The organism is Streptomyces sp. NPDC055099 (assembly GCF_053607685.1).
The window spans coordinates 33,085-49,737 of the sequence record NZ_JBSGUA010000005.1 but is presented as its reverse complement, the minus strand read 5'-3'; the positions used below and the strand labels follow the sequence as shown (position 1 = coordinate 49,737).

Genomic DNA, 16,653 nt, shown 5'->3' with positions numbered 1-16,653 from the left:
CCCGTCGGTAATCAGCTTTCACCGCGCATCCACACGATGCCAGCGTTCACTGGCGGTAAAGCCCCTGATCAGGGGCTTAGCCGCAGTTGATCAACAGCGGGCCACCAATTCCAGAGGGCGCCCGCGAATTCCGGAGGGGCACCCGCGAACGGGATCGCGCGTCAGGGCTTCGCGATCTCCAGTTCGGCGATGGCGGTCTTGGCGACCTCGCGGCCCCGCTCGACGAAATCGCCCTTGCCCGGGTAGTCGATCCACAGCTTGTACATGTCGCCGGGCTTGGCGGTCTTGTAGTAGAAGATCTTGGCCTCGCGTGGTCTCGGCGCGTTCGTGTCCGAGTCGTCGACGTAGGTGACCGTGTTCTCGGCCGACTCCCGGTCCTTGTACGAGGTCTTCGCCGTGCGGCTCCGGGGAGCGGGCGAGTCGGCCATGTTGCTCTGGTCGCCGCTCTCGAACGTGTCGCCGTCGCTGTACGCCTGCGCGGCGGCGGACCCCGCCATCTCGCCGGTGGCGTCCTCGGACTTCTTCACGAGGTACAGAGTGATCGAGATCGCGGTGCTCGGGTCGGTGTACCTGACCCAGTGCTCGGTCTTGTTGATGCCGTCCGGCACGGACTTCACATAGTGCGGCGGCGCCGCGAGCGTCGCGCCCAGCGCCTTCTCCTCGTGTTTCTTCCAGCTGTCCGCCTCGGCCGCCGCGAACGGGTTCATGACCACGAGGACGCCCGCGACCACGGCCGCGACGACCGCTGCGCCGACGCCCACGAGCCCCTTGCGGCCGATGGTGACGCCCTTGCCGCCCGAGGCACCGCCGCCACCGACCTGGACGACCCGCGTGGGCGCCACCTGCGGAGGCCGCGCCGCCTCCTCCAGGAGGGCGCGGACCTGCGCGGCGCGCGGCCGCTGGCCGGGGTCCTTGATCAGGAGGCCGTTGATCGCCTGGGCGAGGGGGCCCGAGGCCGAGGCGGGCGCCGCGGGAGTCGCGTTCAGGACGGACTGCAGGGTCGCCGGAGTGTTGTTGCGCCTGAACGGCGAGACGCCCTCCGTGGCGGCGTAGAGCACCACGCCGAGCGACCAGAGGTCGGAGGCCGGCCCCGGACGCTGGCCGAGGACCCGCTCCGGGGCGATGAACTCGGGCGAACCGACGAAGCCGCCGGTGTCCGTCAGGTTGGTCTCGCCCTCGATCTGGGCGATGCCGAAGTCGGTGAGGACGACGCGGTCGTGCTGCCCCAGCATCACGTTGTCCGGCTTGACGTCACGGTGCAGGATGCCCGCCTGGTGGGCCGCGTCCAGGGCGCCGAGCACCTCCAGGCCGATGCGGGCGGCGTCACGGGCGCCCAGGGTGCCCTCCTGGAGCGCGGCGCCGAGCGAGCGGCCCTGCACCAGCTCCATGACGATCCACGGCTGGCCGTCCTCCACCGCAACGTCGTGGACGTTGACCACGGCCGGGTGGTCGAGGCGGGCCGCGGCGCGCGCCTCGCGGCGCATCCGCTCGAAGACGTTGGCACGCTCGCGCTCGGGCAGGTGGTCGGGGATGCGGGGTTCCTTGACGGCGACCTCGCGGTCCACCGTCTCGTCCTTCGCGCGCCAGACCGTGCCCATGCCGCCGTGGCCGAGCTTGGACAGCAGGCGGTAGCGGCCCGCGATCAGCCGGCCCGCGCCCGGGTCCGGCTCGGACGGCTGGTTCGGCACCACCTGGGTGGGCTGGGCGTACGGCGACGGGGGCGGGGTCGGCGCGGCGGGCTGCTGCTGGGCGTACGGATTGCCGCCCACCGGACCGCCCTGTCCCGCTTGCCCGGAGGCAGCGGGCTGCGGCGGCTGCAGTCCGAAACTGGTTGGCTCGTACGGCCCGTAGGAGGCTCCCCCGTCATTGCTCATGCCCCATGACTACCTTGCCGACGGCCCGGGGTTCCACCCGGGTCACTGACTTGTGACAGGGGTGATGCGCCCGGCGAAGCCTCAGCGGCGCACGAACGAGTCCACCGCCGTGTCGAAGTACCGCCGCCCCTCCTTGGCCTTGTCGACCGGCGCCGAGACCCAGACGTCGAACATCCGGCCGCCCTCCTCCCAGCACAGGTCGTACGTGTGCCGGTCGCCCTCCGCCTGCGTGAAGCCGTCCCAGCTGAACTGCCACAGAGCGGCGGGGCGTCCGTTGTGCGAGGTCTCGGTGACCTCTCCGTCCCGGTAACCGGGGTTGTTCTCAGGCCCTTTGGCGTCGGAGCGGCGCTGCACGGCGAGCGGGCCGCCCGGCTCCGGGGTCGACTCCTTGATGCCTATGCGGAAGGTGCCGCCCGGGGACTTGTAGAACGTGCGGGGCCCGTCCACCTCGCGCGTGAAGCCGTCCGGCACGGCGAGCGTGAAACCGCGGGGGTCCTTCGTGACGCGGTAGCCCTCGGGGGGCTCGGGCGTGGAGGGCTTCGGGGTGCGGGAGCCTCGCGTGACGGTCACCGTCGGGGTCGGCGAAGGTGTGGGGCTCACCGTCTTCGTCTGCGCGGACTGCGTGGCGGGGGTGGTGGGCGTACCGCCGCCGTTGTCGTCCCGGCTCATCAGGAGCACGGCGGACATGCCGGCCCCGGCCACCGCGGCCACGAGCGCCGCCGCTATCAGCATCGCCCTGCGCCGGCGACGGGAAGGCCCCGGCGGCTGCGCGGGCGGGCGTGTGGGCAGGTCGCGGTAGGTGGGCGTGTAGCCGCCGGGCCCACCCCCCGGGAGTGCCGCCGGCTGGCCGCCGGCCCGGCCCGCGGGCGTCGAGGGCATCCGCCCCGTCTCGACGTACGTCCGCAGCAGCCGCTCCGCCTCCACGGTGCCAAGGCGCCGGTCCGGGTTGCGTTCGAGCAGGCCGAGGATGACGGGCAGCAGCGGGGCGGCGGCGGGCGGCGGGCGGATCTCGTCGAAGACGACGGCGTGCAGCACTCCGCTGATCGAGTCCCGGCGGAAGGGCGACTCACCGGTCAGCGCGGTGACGAGGAGCGCGCCGAGCGACCAGAGGTCGGACTCGGGCCCCGTCCGCTCGCCCGACATGCGCTCGGGCGCGGTGTATTCGGGGGAGCCCACGAACGACCCGATCTCCGTGAGCGTCGTCGCCCCGCTGACCTGCGCGATCCCGAAGTCGGTGAGGACGACACGGCCGGTCGTCTCCTCCATGAGGACGTTCGCGGGCTTGATGTCGCGGTGCAGGACCCCGGCGGCGTGCGCGACACGCAGCGCGCCGAGCAGGTCGATGCCCATCCGGGCCACCTCCCGCGCGCTCATCGGACCCGTCTGCGCGATCCGCCCGGCCAGCGAACCGCCCTCGATCAACTCCATGACGATGTACGGGTGGTCGCTCTGCACGACGACGTCGTGGACGACGATGATGTGCGGATGTCTGAGCTGGGCTGCCGCCCGCGCCTCGCGCAGGGTCCGCTCGCGCTGCTGCGTCGCGTCGGATTCGGAGAGCGTGTCGTCGAGGGCGAGTTCCTTGACGGCCACCCGGCGGCCGAGAAACTGATCCGTGGCCTGCCAGACCACGCCCATGCCACCCCTGCCGAGCCGCACATCCAGGCGGTAACGGCCAGCTATGACCCGGGCGTTGTCCCCCACGCTCCCCATGCGGCCATCATGCCCCACACGTGTGCGGTCGGACCCTGTGGGCCTGCGGGGCGGACTGGTTCCGGCCGCTTGTCCCAGTCGTCCCGGCCACGGGCGACCGCATTCAGCTCTCCCGCCAGCCCCGGAGCATCGCGTCGAACTGCTGGCGCGCCTTGCTCCAGTCTTCTGCGGGGGACGACATGTAAATCACGTACTCGACGCCGTCACGGCTGAGATAGGTCTGTGAGATGGCACGGCGCGGACCCGCCGTGGTGTCGTTCGCACCCGCGGTCCAGCTGAACTCCCAGAGGGAACCCGTACGGTCGCGGAAGTTGTTCGAGTTCAGCTGGAGCCGCTTGTAGCGGGGCAGCTTGACCCGCAGGTTCTTCTCCAGGTCCACCTGGTGCGTGTAGGGGCTCTCCCACGTCGAGTTGCGGTCTATGCCGATGCGTACGAAGTGGCGGCCGTGGTCGGGCGTGTAGTCGATCTGGCTGCCGTTGGCCTCTCGCTCCCAGCCCTTGGGCAGCATCATGCTGAAGCCCTCGGCGTCCTTCACGCGGTGCCAGTCCGCGGGAATGCCGCCGACGGTCTTGCCCTGCCCTCCGTCGGCGGACTGCCGCTTACCGCCGTCGTCGCCGTCCGCGTAGTACAGGTAGCCCGCGGTTCCGCCGCCGAGCAGCGCGACCGCCGCGGCCGCCGCGACGAACATGGGCGCCTTGCGGCGCTTCGGGGGGTGGGTGGCCGGGGGCTGGTGTGAGTTGTGGACGAAGGTGCCGGAGGAGGGGGAGGAACCGGCGGTGTCCCCGTAGCCGTTGCCGTTGCCGGTGCCGTAACCGTTGCCGTTCCCGTAGCCGTTGCCGTACCCGTCGGCGACGGTGCCGGGCTCCACTGAGCGGTGGCCGAACCGCGGGGTGTGGGACTGCGGCTGCGGATGGGCCCGCGACTGCTGCTGCGGCTGCCCCTGCTGGGACGTGGCGTGGGCCTGCGTCGGTACGTACGCCTGTGCAGCGCTCGGCTGTCGTCCCTCCGCCGCCTCGGCCAGCATCAACTCGGCGGCTTCCGCGGTCGGCCGGGTGTCCGGGTCCTTGCGCAGGAGCGCGCCGATGACCGAGGCGAGCGCACCCGCGTACTCGGCCGGCGCGGGCTCCTCCGTGACCACGGCCTGCATGGTGCCCAGCGGGGACGTGCGGCGGAAGGGAGAGTTCCCCTCGACCGCCGTGTAGAGGGTCGCCCCGAGCGCCCACAGGTCGGACGCGGGCCCGGGGTTGGCCCCGCTGACGCGCTCGGGGGCCAGGTAGTCGACGGAGCCGACGACCTCGCCGGTCCGCGTGATGGTCGTGTCGCCCTCGATCGCGGCGATCCCGAAGTCGGTGAGCAGGATGCGCCCGTCGTCCGCCAGGAGTACGTTGCCGGGCTTGACGTCACGGTGCAGGACACCGGCGGCGTGCGCGGCGCGCAGGGCCTTCAGGGTCCACAGGCCGATGCGGGCGGCCTCGACGGGCTCGATGCGGCCCTGCTCCTTGACGGCGTCGGCGAGTGAACAGCCCTCGACCAGCTCCATGACGATCCAGGGCCGGTCGTCGTACTCGAGGACGTCATGGACGGTGACGACCGCGGGGTGGTTGATGCGGGCGGCGGCCCGCGCCTCCGCGTGCGTACGGGCGAAGAGGATCGCGCGGTCGGCCTCGGCCACGAACTGCGCGGCCGTCAGTTCCTTGACGGCGACGGTCCGGTGCAGCACCTCGTCCTGTGCGCGCCACACCCGTCCCATGCCACCGCGGCCGATGGACTCTCCGAGCCGGTAGCGGCCCGCGAGGAGCAGGCCCTGCATCTGATTCACGATCCCCCGCAATGGTTCTGACATGGCACAGATTAGGGAGCGCTCGGCGTACGTGGAACCTCCGGGGGTCCTCGGAGACCTCACTGTGACGCGCGACGCAACGACGCCGGGCCGTTTCCGCGGCCGATCAACACCGCGGACAGCGGTCAGGAACAGTCAAACACCGTGCAAGAAGTGAAACATGGTGACTGGGGAGCGACGGCCGGCGAAGGGTGGTTGATGACCGATCAGGAATCCGTCACCTGGTAGGTCGACGAGGCCTGTTCATAGAGCCGGTCCACCTCGTCGCGCTCGGACTCGGGCCCGCGGATCTGCACGACGTGGTACTTCCCGCCGACGATCATCGCGAGATTGCGTACGAAGACCTCGCCGCCGCCCGGCCCCTGCCAGGTGAACTGCCCCTCCCCCATGACCCGTCCGCCCACGTCGATCCTGCGCATCCCGGAGGACTCGGCCCAGGTCGAGTCGCGGAACGGCTGCAGTTCGCGCTCGTGCTCGCGCTGGTACTTCAGGGGGTCGCTGCCGTACTCGTCCGTGCCGTCCCGTCCCGGCACGACGATCAGTTCGAAGTCGCCCTTCGTGTAGACGACCTGCCCCCGCCCGTTCTTGGGCTGCCGGTCCCAGCCGCTGGCGACGGCTATCCGGAAGCCCTCGGCGTCCTTGCGCAACGTGAAGCCCTGCGGCACCTCGGGCCCGCTGGTCTGCGGCTTCTGCGAACTGGGGCTCTTGTCCGGCTTTCCGCTCGGCTCATCGGCCTTGCCGTCCTCGCTGGGCTGGGCGCTCGCACTGCTGCCCGGGTCCGGCGCCTGACTGGTGCCGGGGTCCCCCGCGGAGCCCGCGCGCTCGCTGCCCTCGTTCTCCTTCGACTTGGGCATGAAGACCATGGCGTACGCGATAGCCGCGGCGAGGCCGACCAGGATGAGCAGGAGCAGGAGGCGCCCCAGGGAACGTGGCGCCCCTGTCCCGTTCCGCTTGGGCCTGGGCGCCGGGGCCATCCGCTCGGGCATGGGCGTGGCGGCCGTCCGCCTGGGCATGGCCTCGGCGGCCGCCGGCGGCCTGGCTTCACGCCCTCGCTTGTGCTTGTGCTTCCGGCGGCCGTTCTGCCGGGAGTTCGGGGAGGCGGCGGGCGCGGGGGCGCGCCGCTTCTTCCGGCGTACGAGATCACCGCGACGGCGTACGACAGGCAGCCGCCGGGCGTCGAACGGGGGCGCGGGCACGACGTTCGCACCGGCCTCGGGCTCGGGCGCCGAGCGCACCAGCGACCGCAGCCAGCCGCTCAGTTCCTCGATGTCGAGGCGCTCGGTGGGGTCCTGACGCAGCAAGGACTCGACGACGGGCCGCAGCGGGCCGCACTCCTCCGCGAAGGCGGGCGGCTCGGCGCACACCAACTGGACGAGTTCGAAGGTGCTTTCCTCCGGGTAGGGCGCGTGGCCCTGCACGGCCCGGAACAACAGCGCGCCCAGGGCCCAGAGGTCGGTTGCCGGTCCGATGGGCGGGGCGAGCTGCCAGTTCTCGTGCACGGGGCCTGCCTGCTCGGGCGCCCAGCGCTCGGTCACGCCTCCGACCACGGTCATCCGCGCGTGCCGGGCCCGCTCCGCGGCGAGCGCGGTGGCGGGTCCACGCCGGGCCCCACTCCGCTCGGCGACGAGGGCGTCCCAGTAACTGTGGCCGGATGACGCGGAGGTGGCGGGGGGTTTGGGAGCGGGTGCCCCGGGTGCGGGGGCCTGGGAGGGTACGGGGGCATGGGCGGGGGCCGGAACGGCGTGGCCGGTGGTGGCTCCCATCCGGCCATGGCCGCCCGCGGAACCAGGCGCACCCTGGCCGCCCTGTCCTACACCGCCCTGCTCGCCACCGCCCTGCACGCCACGGCCGGGTCCGCCCTCGCCGGGCCGCGCACGGCCGAGCTCCGGTGCCCCGCCCCTGTTCGGCTCCTCGGGGGCGTAACCCCCGGCGGGGCCTCCGGCAGGACCCCCGGCACGCTCAACGCCGCTGCCCGCGGCGGGACTCATGGGACCAGGGCCTCCGCCCCTCGGCACCGCCCCGTGCCACGGCTTCGTACCCGCGACGCCGTACGGGTCCAGAATCCGCCCGGCGGCCTCGGGCTCGGCCTCGCCGCCCCTGCCGTGCGGTCCATCGCCGCCCCTGCCGCGCGGTCCATCGCCGCTCCTGGGCCCCGGCAGTTCCGCGCCCCGGCGTCCCTCGTCCTCGTTCACCCGCGCCGCCGCACGCGTCCCGGCGCGATACGCGGCTATGGCGCTGTTCCGTGCCGGGCCCGGAGCCGCCGCCTCGATGGCGGCCTGCCCTCGCGAGGGGTCGGAGTCGTCGGCGGCACGGGCAGCATGGGCGGCATCGCGCTCCTCGATCGAGGGCCCGCCACCGGTCTCAGGGCCAGCACTTCCACTGGCGCCCGCGCCCGCCGCGTGCCCGCCCTCGAACCCCGCGAGGAACTCCTCGGGCCGAGGGTCGTACCCGCACAGCGCCTCTTCGGCCGCGCCCGCAGCGAGGCCCGTGAGGACCACCCGGCCGTCGTCGCAGACCAGGACCGTGCGCGCGGTGATGTTCCGGTGGACCCAGCCGTGCGCGTGCAGCACCCGCAGCGCCGTCACCACGTCGGAGGCGACCTCCGCCGCCCGGTACGGACTCAGCGGCCGGTCCGCGAGCAGCGCGGCCAGCGGCCTCGCCGCCACCAACTCGCTGACTATCCACAGCGAACCACCCTCGGCGAACACGTCGAAGACCTGGTCGAGCCGTGGATGGTCGGGGATCTGCGCGGCGGCCTGCGCCGCCTCTATCGCACGGCGCACCGCCGGGTCCGACGGCCTGCGCGTCGTGCGCGCCGACGGCCGTCGTACCGCACCCGCGCTCACGAACCCGGCCGGAAGCTCCCCCTCCGGGAGGTCGCGCTCGTCCAGCTCAAGCACTTCGGCGTCGACGACCTCGGGCAACGGGACCTGCCTGACCAGGACTTCCTGCCCGCTGTACGTGTCGAAGGCCCGCGTCTCGGCGAGTTCGTACTCGTCCGCGGGAGGCAAGGGGAGGCGATAGCGGTCGGCGAGTACCCGCCCCGCGTATTCGTCCACGACGCCTCCCCCGTCCGCCCGGTGGTCAATTCCGTTCGCCTTGCGTCCTGTTGCGGCTGCGTACTGTCCGCAAGCACTCACGATACGTGCCGGAGGCAAACCACATTGAGGGGATGCGAGATCTCACCGGCACGTTCCGCGGAGTCCTGCTACTTCTTCGGCTCGAACGTCTTGGTGAAGGTCCGCCACGTGGCCTTGCGCTCGTCGCTGTCCCACTTGGCCGCCTTGGCCGTGTACATGATTCCGTAGCCCTGGTGGTCGTTGACGACGGTGCCCCGGTCTATCGAGCGGTACTTCGTGCCGCCGTCGACGTACGTGAACTCCCAGTCGGCCGTGTTCCAGCCGCGGTAGTCGACCTTCTCTATCCGGATCCGCTTGTACTGCGACCGGACCATGTACGACTCCTGCTTCTTCCAGTCGGCCACGGGATCCGACTTGGGGGTCGGCGTCCAGCCGATCAGCAGCTTCTGCCCGTCCGGCCCGGTGAAACGCGCGCCCGCGGCACCCGTGGACTGGTACTTCCAGCCCTTGGGCAGCCCCACCGAGAACCCCTGGGAGTGCTTGTACGTCGACTCGGCCGCGTCCCCCGGCTTCTTGCCGGAGTCGTCGTCGCCGTCGCCCTCGCCCGGGTCCTGGCTCTCGCCCTCACCGGGGCTCGCCCCGGCACCCGTGTCCGCGTCGTCCTTGCCCTTGCCCTTGTCGGCGCCGTCGTCCTGCCCGGCGCCCTTGTCGTTGTCCTTCTCCTGCTCCTTCTCGCCGCTGCCCGCGGTCGCCCCGCTGGACGCGGCCTTGTCGCCGCCGTTCTTGCTGTCCCGGGCACCGCTCTCGTCCCCGTCGCTCAGCGCGAACGCGAGCACGGTCCCGAGCACCGCGAGTGCGAGGGCCAGGGAGAAGATCACGAGCGTGCGCCGGGGCACCACGTCGGTGAGTGAGGCCTTGGGAGGCGTCGTACGCGGCGGTGTCGAAGCGGAAGAGGAAGCGGAATAGGCGGCAGTCGTCGAGGAATGGGGGCGAGCGCCGGAGGCACCGGCGCCGACGGCCCCGTAGACCGCACCAGCACCAGCCGCGCCGGAACGCGAAGGCTTGTCCGCCACCGCCCCAGAAGCGGCGCCCGAGCGGGTGCCAGTGCCGGCACCATTGCCGGTACCGGATCCAGAACCGGAAGCCGAACCGGAACCGGAGTCAGCGGGCGAAGCCGCAGAAGCAGAACCGGAAGCAGCCGCCCCGGTCCCCGCACCCGTGCCCGTGCCCCGCGTCGTAGCCGCAGCCGCGGCCTTCCGCACCGACCGGAGCGCACCCTTCAGCCGCTCGGCGGCCTCCTCGCCCTTCCGGCCGGAGTCACCAGCGGACCCAGCGGCCCCGGCAGCACCGGAGCCCCCGGAAGCCTCGGCCGTACCCGCCGAACCAGTGGCACCACCAACCCCGGCAGCACCCGCACCGGAGCTTCCCTTGCCCTTGCCGAACCGCTTCGCCATCCCGAACGCCGGCGGCACCGGAGGCAACGGCACGACCTTCGTCGCGTCCACCGGCTCCGGCTCGTCCTTGGCCTCGGGCGCATGGATCACGTCGAGCAGGAGCGCCCGCGCACCCGCGTCGTCGAGCCGCTGCTCGGGGTCCTTGGCGAGCAGGCCGTAGATGACCTTCTCCAACGGCCCGGCGTTCGTCGGCTGTTCGACGTCCTCGGTCATGACCGCGGTGAGGGTCGCGATCGCCGACCCCTTGTCGTACGGAGGGACGCCTTCCACGGCCGCGTACAGCAGACCGCCGAGCGACCACAGGTCGGCGGCCGGGCCGGGCTTGTGCCCGCGCGCCCGCTCCGGCGAGATGTACGAGGGCGCGCCGACGAGCATGCCGGTGGACGTGATCGACGGGTCGCCCTCGACCTGCGCGATGCCGAAGTCCGTGAGAACGACCCGCCCGTCCTCGGCGATCAGCACGTTCGACGGCTTCACGTCACGGTGCAGGATTCCCTCGCGGTGCGCGGACCGCAGCACGTCGAGCACGGCGAGCCCGACCTCGGCCGCGCGCTTCGGCGTGAGCAGCCCGTCCTCGCGGATGGCCTCGGCCAGGGACTTGCCCTCGACCAGCTCCATCACGATCCACGGCCGGTCGTCCTCGTCGACCACGTCGTACACGGTCACCGCACTGGTGTTGCGGATCCGCGCGATCGCCTTGGCCTCACGCAACGTACGCGTGATGAGCCGGCGCTTCTCGTCCTCGTCGATGCTCGACGGGAAACGCAGTTCCTTCACCGCGACCGTACGACCGAGTGTCTCGTCCTTGGCGCGCCAGACGGTTCCCATACCGCCGCGGCCGAGCACTTCTCCCAGCCGGTAGCGCCCGGAGAGGAGACGTTCGCTCTTGTCCTGACGGGACTGACCCGTCTTCTCCGCGTCCGACATGCGTCCCCTCTGCTGCTACCGCTGCTACCCGCGCAACCCGCCCTGACAGAGCCTCCATTGTCCCTTACTCAGGGACTGGTCCACGCCCAGGGTCCGTCGTCCCCCATGATGGGCTCCGCACAAGGAGGGACCGCCATGCCCCATACACGGACACTGCTGGCCATACCCCTTGCGGTGACCCTCATCGGCCTGGCCTCCGCCAGTGCGCCACCGGCCGCCGAACCGGCCACGGACGCCACTCTTCCGTTGCTCGTCACCCGAGGCAAGGCCCCCGCCGCGGCTCTGTTGGCCCGCGAAGCCCCATGGTCAACGACCGTGCCGGGAGCCCCGGAACGCCCACCGGACCGGCAGCCGACCCAACGGCCCCTCTGGCACTTCGCCCACGTCAACCGGCCTGCAGCCGGCAAAAGCGACGGCGGCGCCCCGCGCATTCGCCGCACCGAGCACTTCCGCGCGGGCAGCATCACCAAGACGTTCATCGCGACGGTCATCCTTCAACTCGCCGCCGAGCACCGTCTGTCCTTGTCCGACCCCGTGAAACGTCATCTGCCCGGTCTCGTCCGCGGCAATGACCTCGACGGACGCGCGCCCACCCTGCGCGCCCTGCTCACCCACACCAGCGGCCTCGCGGACTACACCACCGGCCCCAAGGGCCTCGTCCCCCTCACTCCGACGCAAGCGGTCCGTACCGCCCTCGCCCTACCCGCGACCACCCCCGGCCGCTGGTCGTACTCCAACACCAACTACGTCGTGCTCGGCATGGTGATCAAGCAGGTCACCGGCCGTTCGTACGCGGCGGAGACCGCCCGCCGGATCATCACCCCCCTTCGCCTGTCCGGCACTTCATTCCCCGGCACCCGCACCACGCTCCCGTCCCCGCACGGCCGCGCGTACACGACCGGGGGCCGCGACGTCACCGCCCTCAACCCGGCCGTCGCGGGCGCCGCCGGGGAACTGATCTCCACGCTCGCCGACCTGGACCGCTTCTACGCCGCCCTGCTCGCCGGCCGCCTGCTCCCCGCGCCCCAGCTCCGCCAGATGCTCAACACCCGCGCCGCACAAGGCCACTACGGCATGGGCCTCTTCCCGCAGAAACTGCCCTGCGGCACCACGGTCTGGGGCCACAACGGCCGCATCAGCGGAAGCTACGTACGCACGGCCGCCACCCGCGACGGCGACCGCGTCCTCACTTTCCGGGTCAACACGGACCGGCTGGCTGACCCGGCTCTCGAACGGACACTTCTGGCCGCCGAGTTCTGCCCCCGCTAGGGCGGCGCAGCGGCTGTCCTCAGAGCGGCACGATGTCCGGCGCCCCCAGCCTCGCCGCGTCCGCCGTCAGGTCGTCCGGCTGCCGCTGCGACTCCCGCTCCGCCTCCACCCGCTTCTCGTAGTGCTGGACCTCCCGCTCCACCTGGTCCTTGTCCCAGCCGAGGACCGGCGCCATCAGCTCCGCGCACGCCCGCGCGCTGCGCGTGCCCCGGTCGAACGTCTCGATCGAGATGCGCGTGCGTCGGGTCAGCACGTCGTCCAGGTGCCGTGCCCCCTCGTGCGAGGCGGCGTACACGATCTCGGCGCGCAGATAGTCGTCCGCGGCGGGCAGCGGCTCGCCCAGGGTCGGATCGGCCGTGACGAGGGCGAGGACCTCTTCGGCCAGTGAGCCGTACCGGTTCAGCAGGTGCTCCACCCGGACCACGTGAAGCCCGGTGCGGGCCGCGATCCTGGCCCGCGCGTTCCACAGCGCCTTGTACCCCTCGGCACCGACCAGCGGGATGTCCTCCGTGACACAGTCGGCGACCCGCTGGTCGAGGCCGTGCACCGCCTCGTCCACGGCGTCCTTCGCCATGACGCGGTACGTCGTGTACTTGCCGCCCGCGATGACCACCAGGCCCGGTGCCGGATGCGCCACCGTGTGCTCGCGCGACAGCTTGCTCGTGGCGTCCGACTCACCGGCGAGCAGCGGCCTGAGCCCCGCGTACACCCCTTGTACGTCGTCCCGTGAAAGGGGCACCCCGAGCACCGAGTTCACATGTTCGAGGAGATAGTCGATGTCGGCGCTGGACGCCGCGGGGTGCGCCTTGTCCAGGTCCCAGTCGGTGTCGGTCGTCCCCACGATCCAGTGCCGGCCCCACGGGATGACGAAGAGGACGCTCTTCTCCGTCCGCAGGATCAGCCCGGTCGTGGAGTTGATCCGGTCCTTCGGTACGACCAGATGGATGCCCTTGGACGCCCGGACGTGGAACTGGCCCCGCTCCCCGACCATCGCCTGCGTGTCGTCCGTCCACACCCCGGTGGCGTTGACCACCTGCTTGGCCCGGACCTCGTACTCCCCGCCGCCCTCGACGTCCTGGACCTTGGCCCCGACGACGCGCTCGCCCTCGCGCAGGAAGCCCGTGACCCGGGCGCGGTTGGCGACCTTGGCGCCGTACGCCGCGGCCGTGCGCACGAGGGTCGCCACATAGCGCGCGTCGTCCATCTGCGCGTCGTAGTACTGCATCGCCCCCGTCAGGGCGTCCTTCTTCAGGCAGGGGGCGACGCGCAGGGCGTGACGCCGGGTCAGGTGGCGGTGCATGGGCAGGCCCCGGCCGTGGCCTCGGGACATCGACATGGCGTCGTACAACGCGACGCCCGATCCGGCGTAGATCCTCTCCCAGCCCTTGTGCTGCAAGGGGTACAGGAACGGCACCGGCTTCACGAGGTGGGGGGCGAGCCGCTCGAGGAGCAGGCCGCGCTCCTTCAGCGCCTCACGCACCAGCGCGAAGTCGAGCATCTCCAGATAGCGCAGGCCGCCGTGGATCAGCTTGCTCGACCGGCTCGACGTGCCCGAGGCCCAGTCCCGCGCCTCGACGAGGCCGGTGGACAAGCCGCGGGTCACGGCGTCGAGTGCGGTGCCCGCACCGACCACTCCCGCACCCACGACCAGGACATCCAGCTCCCGCTCGGCCATTCCCGCAAGTGACTCGGCACGCTCCGCCGGTCCCAAGGTCGCTGTCCTCACCGCTGCCTCCCGTGTGCTGTCGGGTGTGGTCGCGCTCACATCATGCCCAGATTCCGGCCGGGTCCGCTGAGTTCGGTTGCCGCCTGTGGACAACCCACGGCCAACCCGCGGCCAACACTCCGACGCCCGGCACAGCGCAATGCCGCATAACGGTCATATTTACTCCTAGTCTGACATTGCGCTGGTCCACCTTGTCCACAGGGCTTGCGCGCTCGTCCCGCTCCGGCTATTGGGAGGACGGCCCACCGCCATGCCCGCAGATCTCGCCGTCATCGGTCTCGGCCACCTCGGCCTGCCCCTCGCCCAGGCCGCCGTCTCCGGCGGCATCGCCACCATCGGCTACGACCCCGCCCGCGCCGTCGACCTGGCGAGCGGCCGCCTGCCCTGCGACGGCGCCGAGGGAACCCTCACGGCCGCCGATGTCCGCCGGATGCTCTCAGGGGGCTTCAGGCCCACCACCGATCCGGTCGAGCTGGGCCGGGTGCGCACCGCGGTCATCTGCGCCCCCACCCCTCCGGCGGCCGACCGCAGCCTCGATCTGAGCCAGGTGGCCGAAGCCGCCCACGCGCTGGCCGCACGGCTGCGCCCGCACACCACGGTGATCCTTGAGTCACCCGCATACCCCGGAACCACGGAGGAATTCCTGCGTCCCATCCTCGAAGAGGGCTCAGGCCTGCGCGCGGGCCGCGACTTCCACCTCGCGCACTCCCCCGGCCGCCTCGACCCGGGCAACCGCACCCACGGCTACGCCGGCACCCCCAAGGTCATCGGCGGCCTCACCCCGGCCTGCACCGAATCGGCCGCCGCCTTCTACGGCCGCCTCACCGACAAGGTCGTACGCGCGCGTGGCCCACGCGAGGCCGAGACGGTGCACCTCCTGGAGACCAACTACCGGCACGTGAACATGGCACTGGTCAACGAGATGGCCGTGCTCTGCCACGACCTGAGCATCGACCTGTGGGACGTCATCCGCTGCGCCGAGACCAAGCCCTTCGGCTTCCAGGCCTTCCGCCCGGGACCCGGCGTCGGCGGCCACGGCGTCCCCCTGGACCTCCCCGGCCCCGGCCGCGGCGCACGCCCCCTGCGCATGGTCGAACTGGCCCAGCAGGTCAACGACCGCATGCCCCGGTACGTGATCCAGCGCTCGGCGACCCTGCTCAACGAACACGGCAAGTCGGCCCGCGGCGCCCGCGTCCTGCTCCTCGGCGTCACCTACAAGCCCGACCTCGCCGACCAGCAGGGCTCCCCCGCCCAGGAGGTCGCCACCCGCCTGATGGAGATGGGCGCCGCCGTCAGCTACCACGACCCCTACGTGCCCAGCTGGAGCGTGCTCGGCCACCCCGTGCCCCGCGCGGACTCCCTCTACGAGGCGGCGGCCGACGCCGACCTCACGATCCTGCTCCAGCACCACCGCACGTACGACCTGCAAGGTCTCGCAGTGAAGGCGCAGCTGCTCCTCGACACCCGCGGCGCGACCCCGGCAGGCGCGGCCCACCGCCTGTGACACACAAGAAGGGCCCCGGTATGCGTACCGGGGCCCTTCTTGTAGAAGCAGTCGATCAGCGGCTGTGCTGCGAGTCCGCGACCGTCACCTCGACGCGCTGGAACTCCTTGAGCTCGCTGTAGCCCGTCGTCGCCATCGCCCGGCGCAGCGCCCCGAAGAAGTTCATCGAGCCGTCCGGGATGTGCGAGGGACCGGTGAGGATCTCCTCCGTCGTGCCGACCACACCGAGGTCGACGCGCTTGCCGCGCGGCACGTCCTCGTGGACGGCCTCCATGCCCCAGTGGTGGCCCTTGCCGGGCGCGTCGGTGGCGCGCGCCAGCGGGGAGCCCACCATCACCGCGTCGGCACCGCAGGCGATGGCCTTGGGCAGGTCGCCGGACCAGCCCACGCCGCCGTCGGCGATGACGTGCACGTACCGACCGCCGGACTCGTCCATGTAGTCACGGCGGGCGGCCGCGACGTCCGCGACGGCGGTGGCCATCGGCACCTGGATGCCCAGGACGTTGCGCGTGGTGTGCGCGGCGCCGCCGCCGAAGCCGACGAGGACACCGGCCGCGCCCGTGCGCATCAGGTGCAGGGCGGCGGTGTACGTGGCGCAGCCGCCGACGATCACCGGCACGTCGAGCTCGTAGATGAACTGCTTGAGGTTCAGCGGCTCGGCGGCACCGGAGACGTGCTCGGCGGAGACGGTCGTCCCGCGGATGACGAAGATGTCGACACCGGCGTCCACGACGGCCTTGGAGAACTCGGCGGTGCGCTGCGGGGAGAGCGCGGCGGCGGTGACCACGCCCGAGTCGCGCACCTCCTTGATGCGCTGCCCGATCAGGTCGGCCTGGATCGGCGCGGAGTAGATCTCCTGGAGGCGGCGGGTGGCGTTGTCGGTGTCCAGCTCCGCGATCTCGTCGAGCAGCGGCTGCGGGTCCTCGTACCGCGTCCACAGACCCTCGAGGTTCAGTACGCCCAGACCACCCAGCTCGCCGATGCGGATCGCGGTCTGCGGGGAGACGACCGAGTCCATCGGCGCCGCCAGGAAGGGCAGCTCGAAGCGGTAGGCGTCGATCTGCCAGGCGATCGAGACCTCCTTCGGGTCGCGGGTACGACGGCTCGGCACGACGGCGATGTCGTCGAAGGCGTACGCGCGGCGGCCGCGCTTGCCGCGCCCGATCTCGATCTCAGTCACGTGGGTGGCCCTTCAGCTTTCTTCGGTACTTCGCACTTCTTCGGCACTTCGGCACTCGGTCTGCCGCTCCAGTATCCCCGACGCGC

At 71.8% G+C, this 16,653-nt stretch carries 9 protein-coding genes; 2 read left to right on the top strand and 7 right to left on the bottom strand.

Going from position 1 to position 16,653, the window contains the following annotated elements; translation table 11 throughout:
• Nucleotides 1-161: 161 nt before the first annotated feature.
• The 5 genes from ACWFRU_RS14675 to ACWFRU_RS14655 all read right to left on the bottom strand — a co-directional run bounded on the left by ACWFRU_RS14675 (nucleotide 162) and on the right by ACWFRU_RS14655 (nucleotide 10,888).
• Nucleotides 162-1,874, bottom strand: a complete 1,713-nt coding sequence (locus ACWFRU_RS14675) for a serine/threonine-protein kinase (protein WP_453686873.1) — start codon at nucleotides 1,872-1,874, stop codon at nucleotides 162-164.
• 81 nt (nucleotides 1,875-1,955) lie between these two features.
• Nucleotides 1,956-3,587: a serine/threonine-protein kinase gene (locus ACWFRU_RS14670; protein WP_453686871.1), complete on the bottom strand. Its 1,632-nt coding sequence runs from the start codon at nucleotides 3,585-3,587 to the stop codon at nucleotides 1,956-1,958.
• Between the two features lie 103 nt (nucleotides 3,588-3,690).
• Entirely contained in the window at nucleotides 3,691-5,397 is a 1,707-nt protein-coding gene (locus tag ACWFRU_RS14665; protein WP_453687582.1) for a serine/threonine-protein kinase, read from the bottom strand.
• Nucleotides 5,398-5,633: 236 nt separating this feature from the next.
• Nucleotides 5,634-8,486, bottom strand: coding sequence for a protein kinase (locus tag ACWFRU_RS14660; RefSeq protein WP_453686869.1), 2,853 nt, complete (start codon nucleotides 8,484-8,486; stop codon nucleotides 5,634-5,636).
• Between the two features lie 149 nt (nucleotides 8,487-8,635).
• Complete coding sequence (locus ACWFRU_RS14655; RefSeq protein WP_453686867.1) at nucleotides 8,636-10,888, bottom strand: serine/threonine-protein kinase; 2,253 nt, start codon at nucleotides 10,886-10,888, stop codon at nucleotides 8,636-8,638.
• A 135-nt stretch (nucleotides 10,889-11,023) separates the two neighbouring features.
• On the opposite strand from ACWFRU_RS14655, the gene ACWFRU_RS14650 reads away from it, so the two are divergent.
• Nucleotides 11,024-12,157: a serine hydrolase domain-containing protein gene (locus tag ACWFRU_RS14650; RefSeq protein ID WP_453686865.1), complete on the top strand. Its 1,134-nt coding sequence runs from the start codon at nucleotides 11,024-11,026 to the stop codon at nucleotides 12,155-12,157.
• 19 nt (nucleotides 12,158-12,176) lie between these two features.
• Here ACWFRU_RS14650 and ACWFRU_RS14645 read toward each other — a convergent pair whose 3' ends face one another.
• Nucleotides 12,177-13,883, bottom strand: a complete 1,707-nt coding sequence (locus ACWFRU_RS14645) for a glycerol-3-phosphate dehydrogenase/oxidase (RefSeq protein ID WP_453686864.1) — start codon at nucleotides 13,881-13,883, stop codon at nucleotides 12,177-12,179.
• 250 nt (nucleotides 13,884-14,133) lie between these two features.
• Between ACWFRU_RS14645 and ACWFRU_RS14640 the strand changes: the two genes are divergently transcribed.
• Nucleotides 14,134-15,387, top strand: a complete 1,254-nt coding sequence (locus tag ACWFRU_RS14640) for a nucleotide sugar dehydrogenase (RefSeq protein ID WP_453686862.1) — start codon at nucleotides 14,134-14,136, stop codon at nucleotides 15,385-15,387.
• Between the two features lie 55 nt (nucleotides 15,388-15,442).
• Here ACWFRU_RS14640 and ACWFRU_RS14635 read toward each other — a convergent pair whose 3' ends face one another.
• On the bottom strand, nucleotides 15,443-16,567 hold the full coding sequence (locus tag ACWFRU_RS14635) for a GuaB3 family IMP dehydrogenase-related protein (protein WP_365823484.1): 1,125 nt from the start codon (nucleotides 16,565-16,567) through the stop codon (nucleotides 15,443-15,445).
• Nucleotides 16,568-16,653 lie beyond the last annotated feature (86 nt).

Coding starts and splice junctions, on each gene's coding strand:
- ACWFRU_RS14675 (WP_453686873.1), bottom strand. CDS start 1,874: ATGAGCAATGACGGGGGAGCCTCCTACGGGCCGTACGAGCCAACCAGT.
- ACWFRU_RS14670 (WP_453686871.1), bottom strand. CDS start 3,587: ATGGGGAGCGTGGGGGACAACGCCCGGGTCATAGCTGGCCGTTACCGC.
- ACWFRU_RS14665 (WP_453687582.1), bottom strand. CDS start 5,397: ATGCAGGGCCTGCTCCTCGCGGGCCGCTACCGGCTCGGAGAGTCCATC.
- ACWFRU_RS14655 (WP_453686867.1), bottom strand. CDS start 10,888: ATGTCGGACGCGGAGAAGACGGGTCAGTCCCGTCAGGACAAGAGCGAA.
- ACWFRU_RS14650 (WP_453686865.1), top strand. CDS start 11,024: ATGCCCCATACACGGACACTGCTGGCCATACCCCTTGCGGTGACCCTC.
- ACWFRU_RS14640 (WP_453686862.1), top strand. CDS start 14,134: ATGCCCGCAGATCTCGCCGTCATCGGTCTCGGCCACCTCGGCCTGCCC.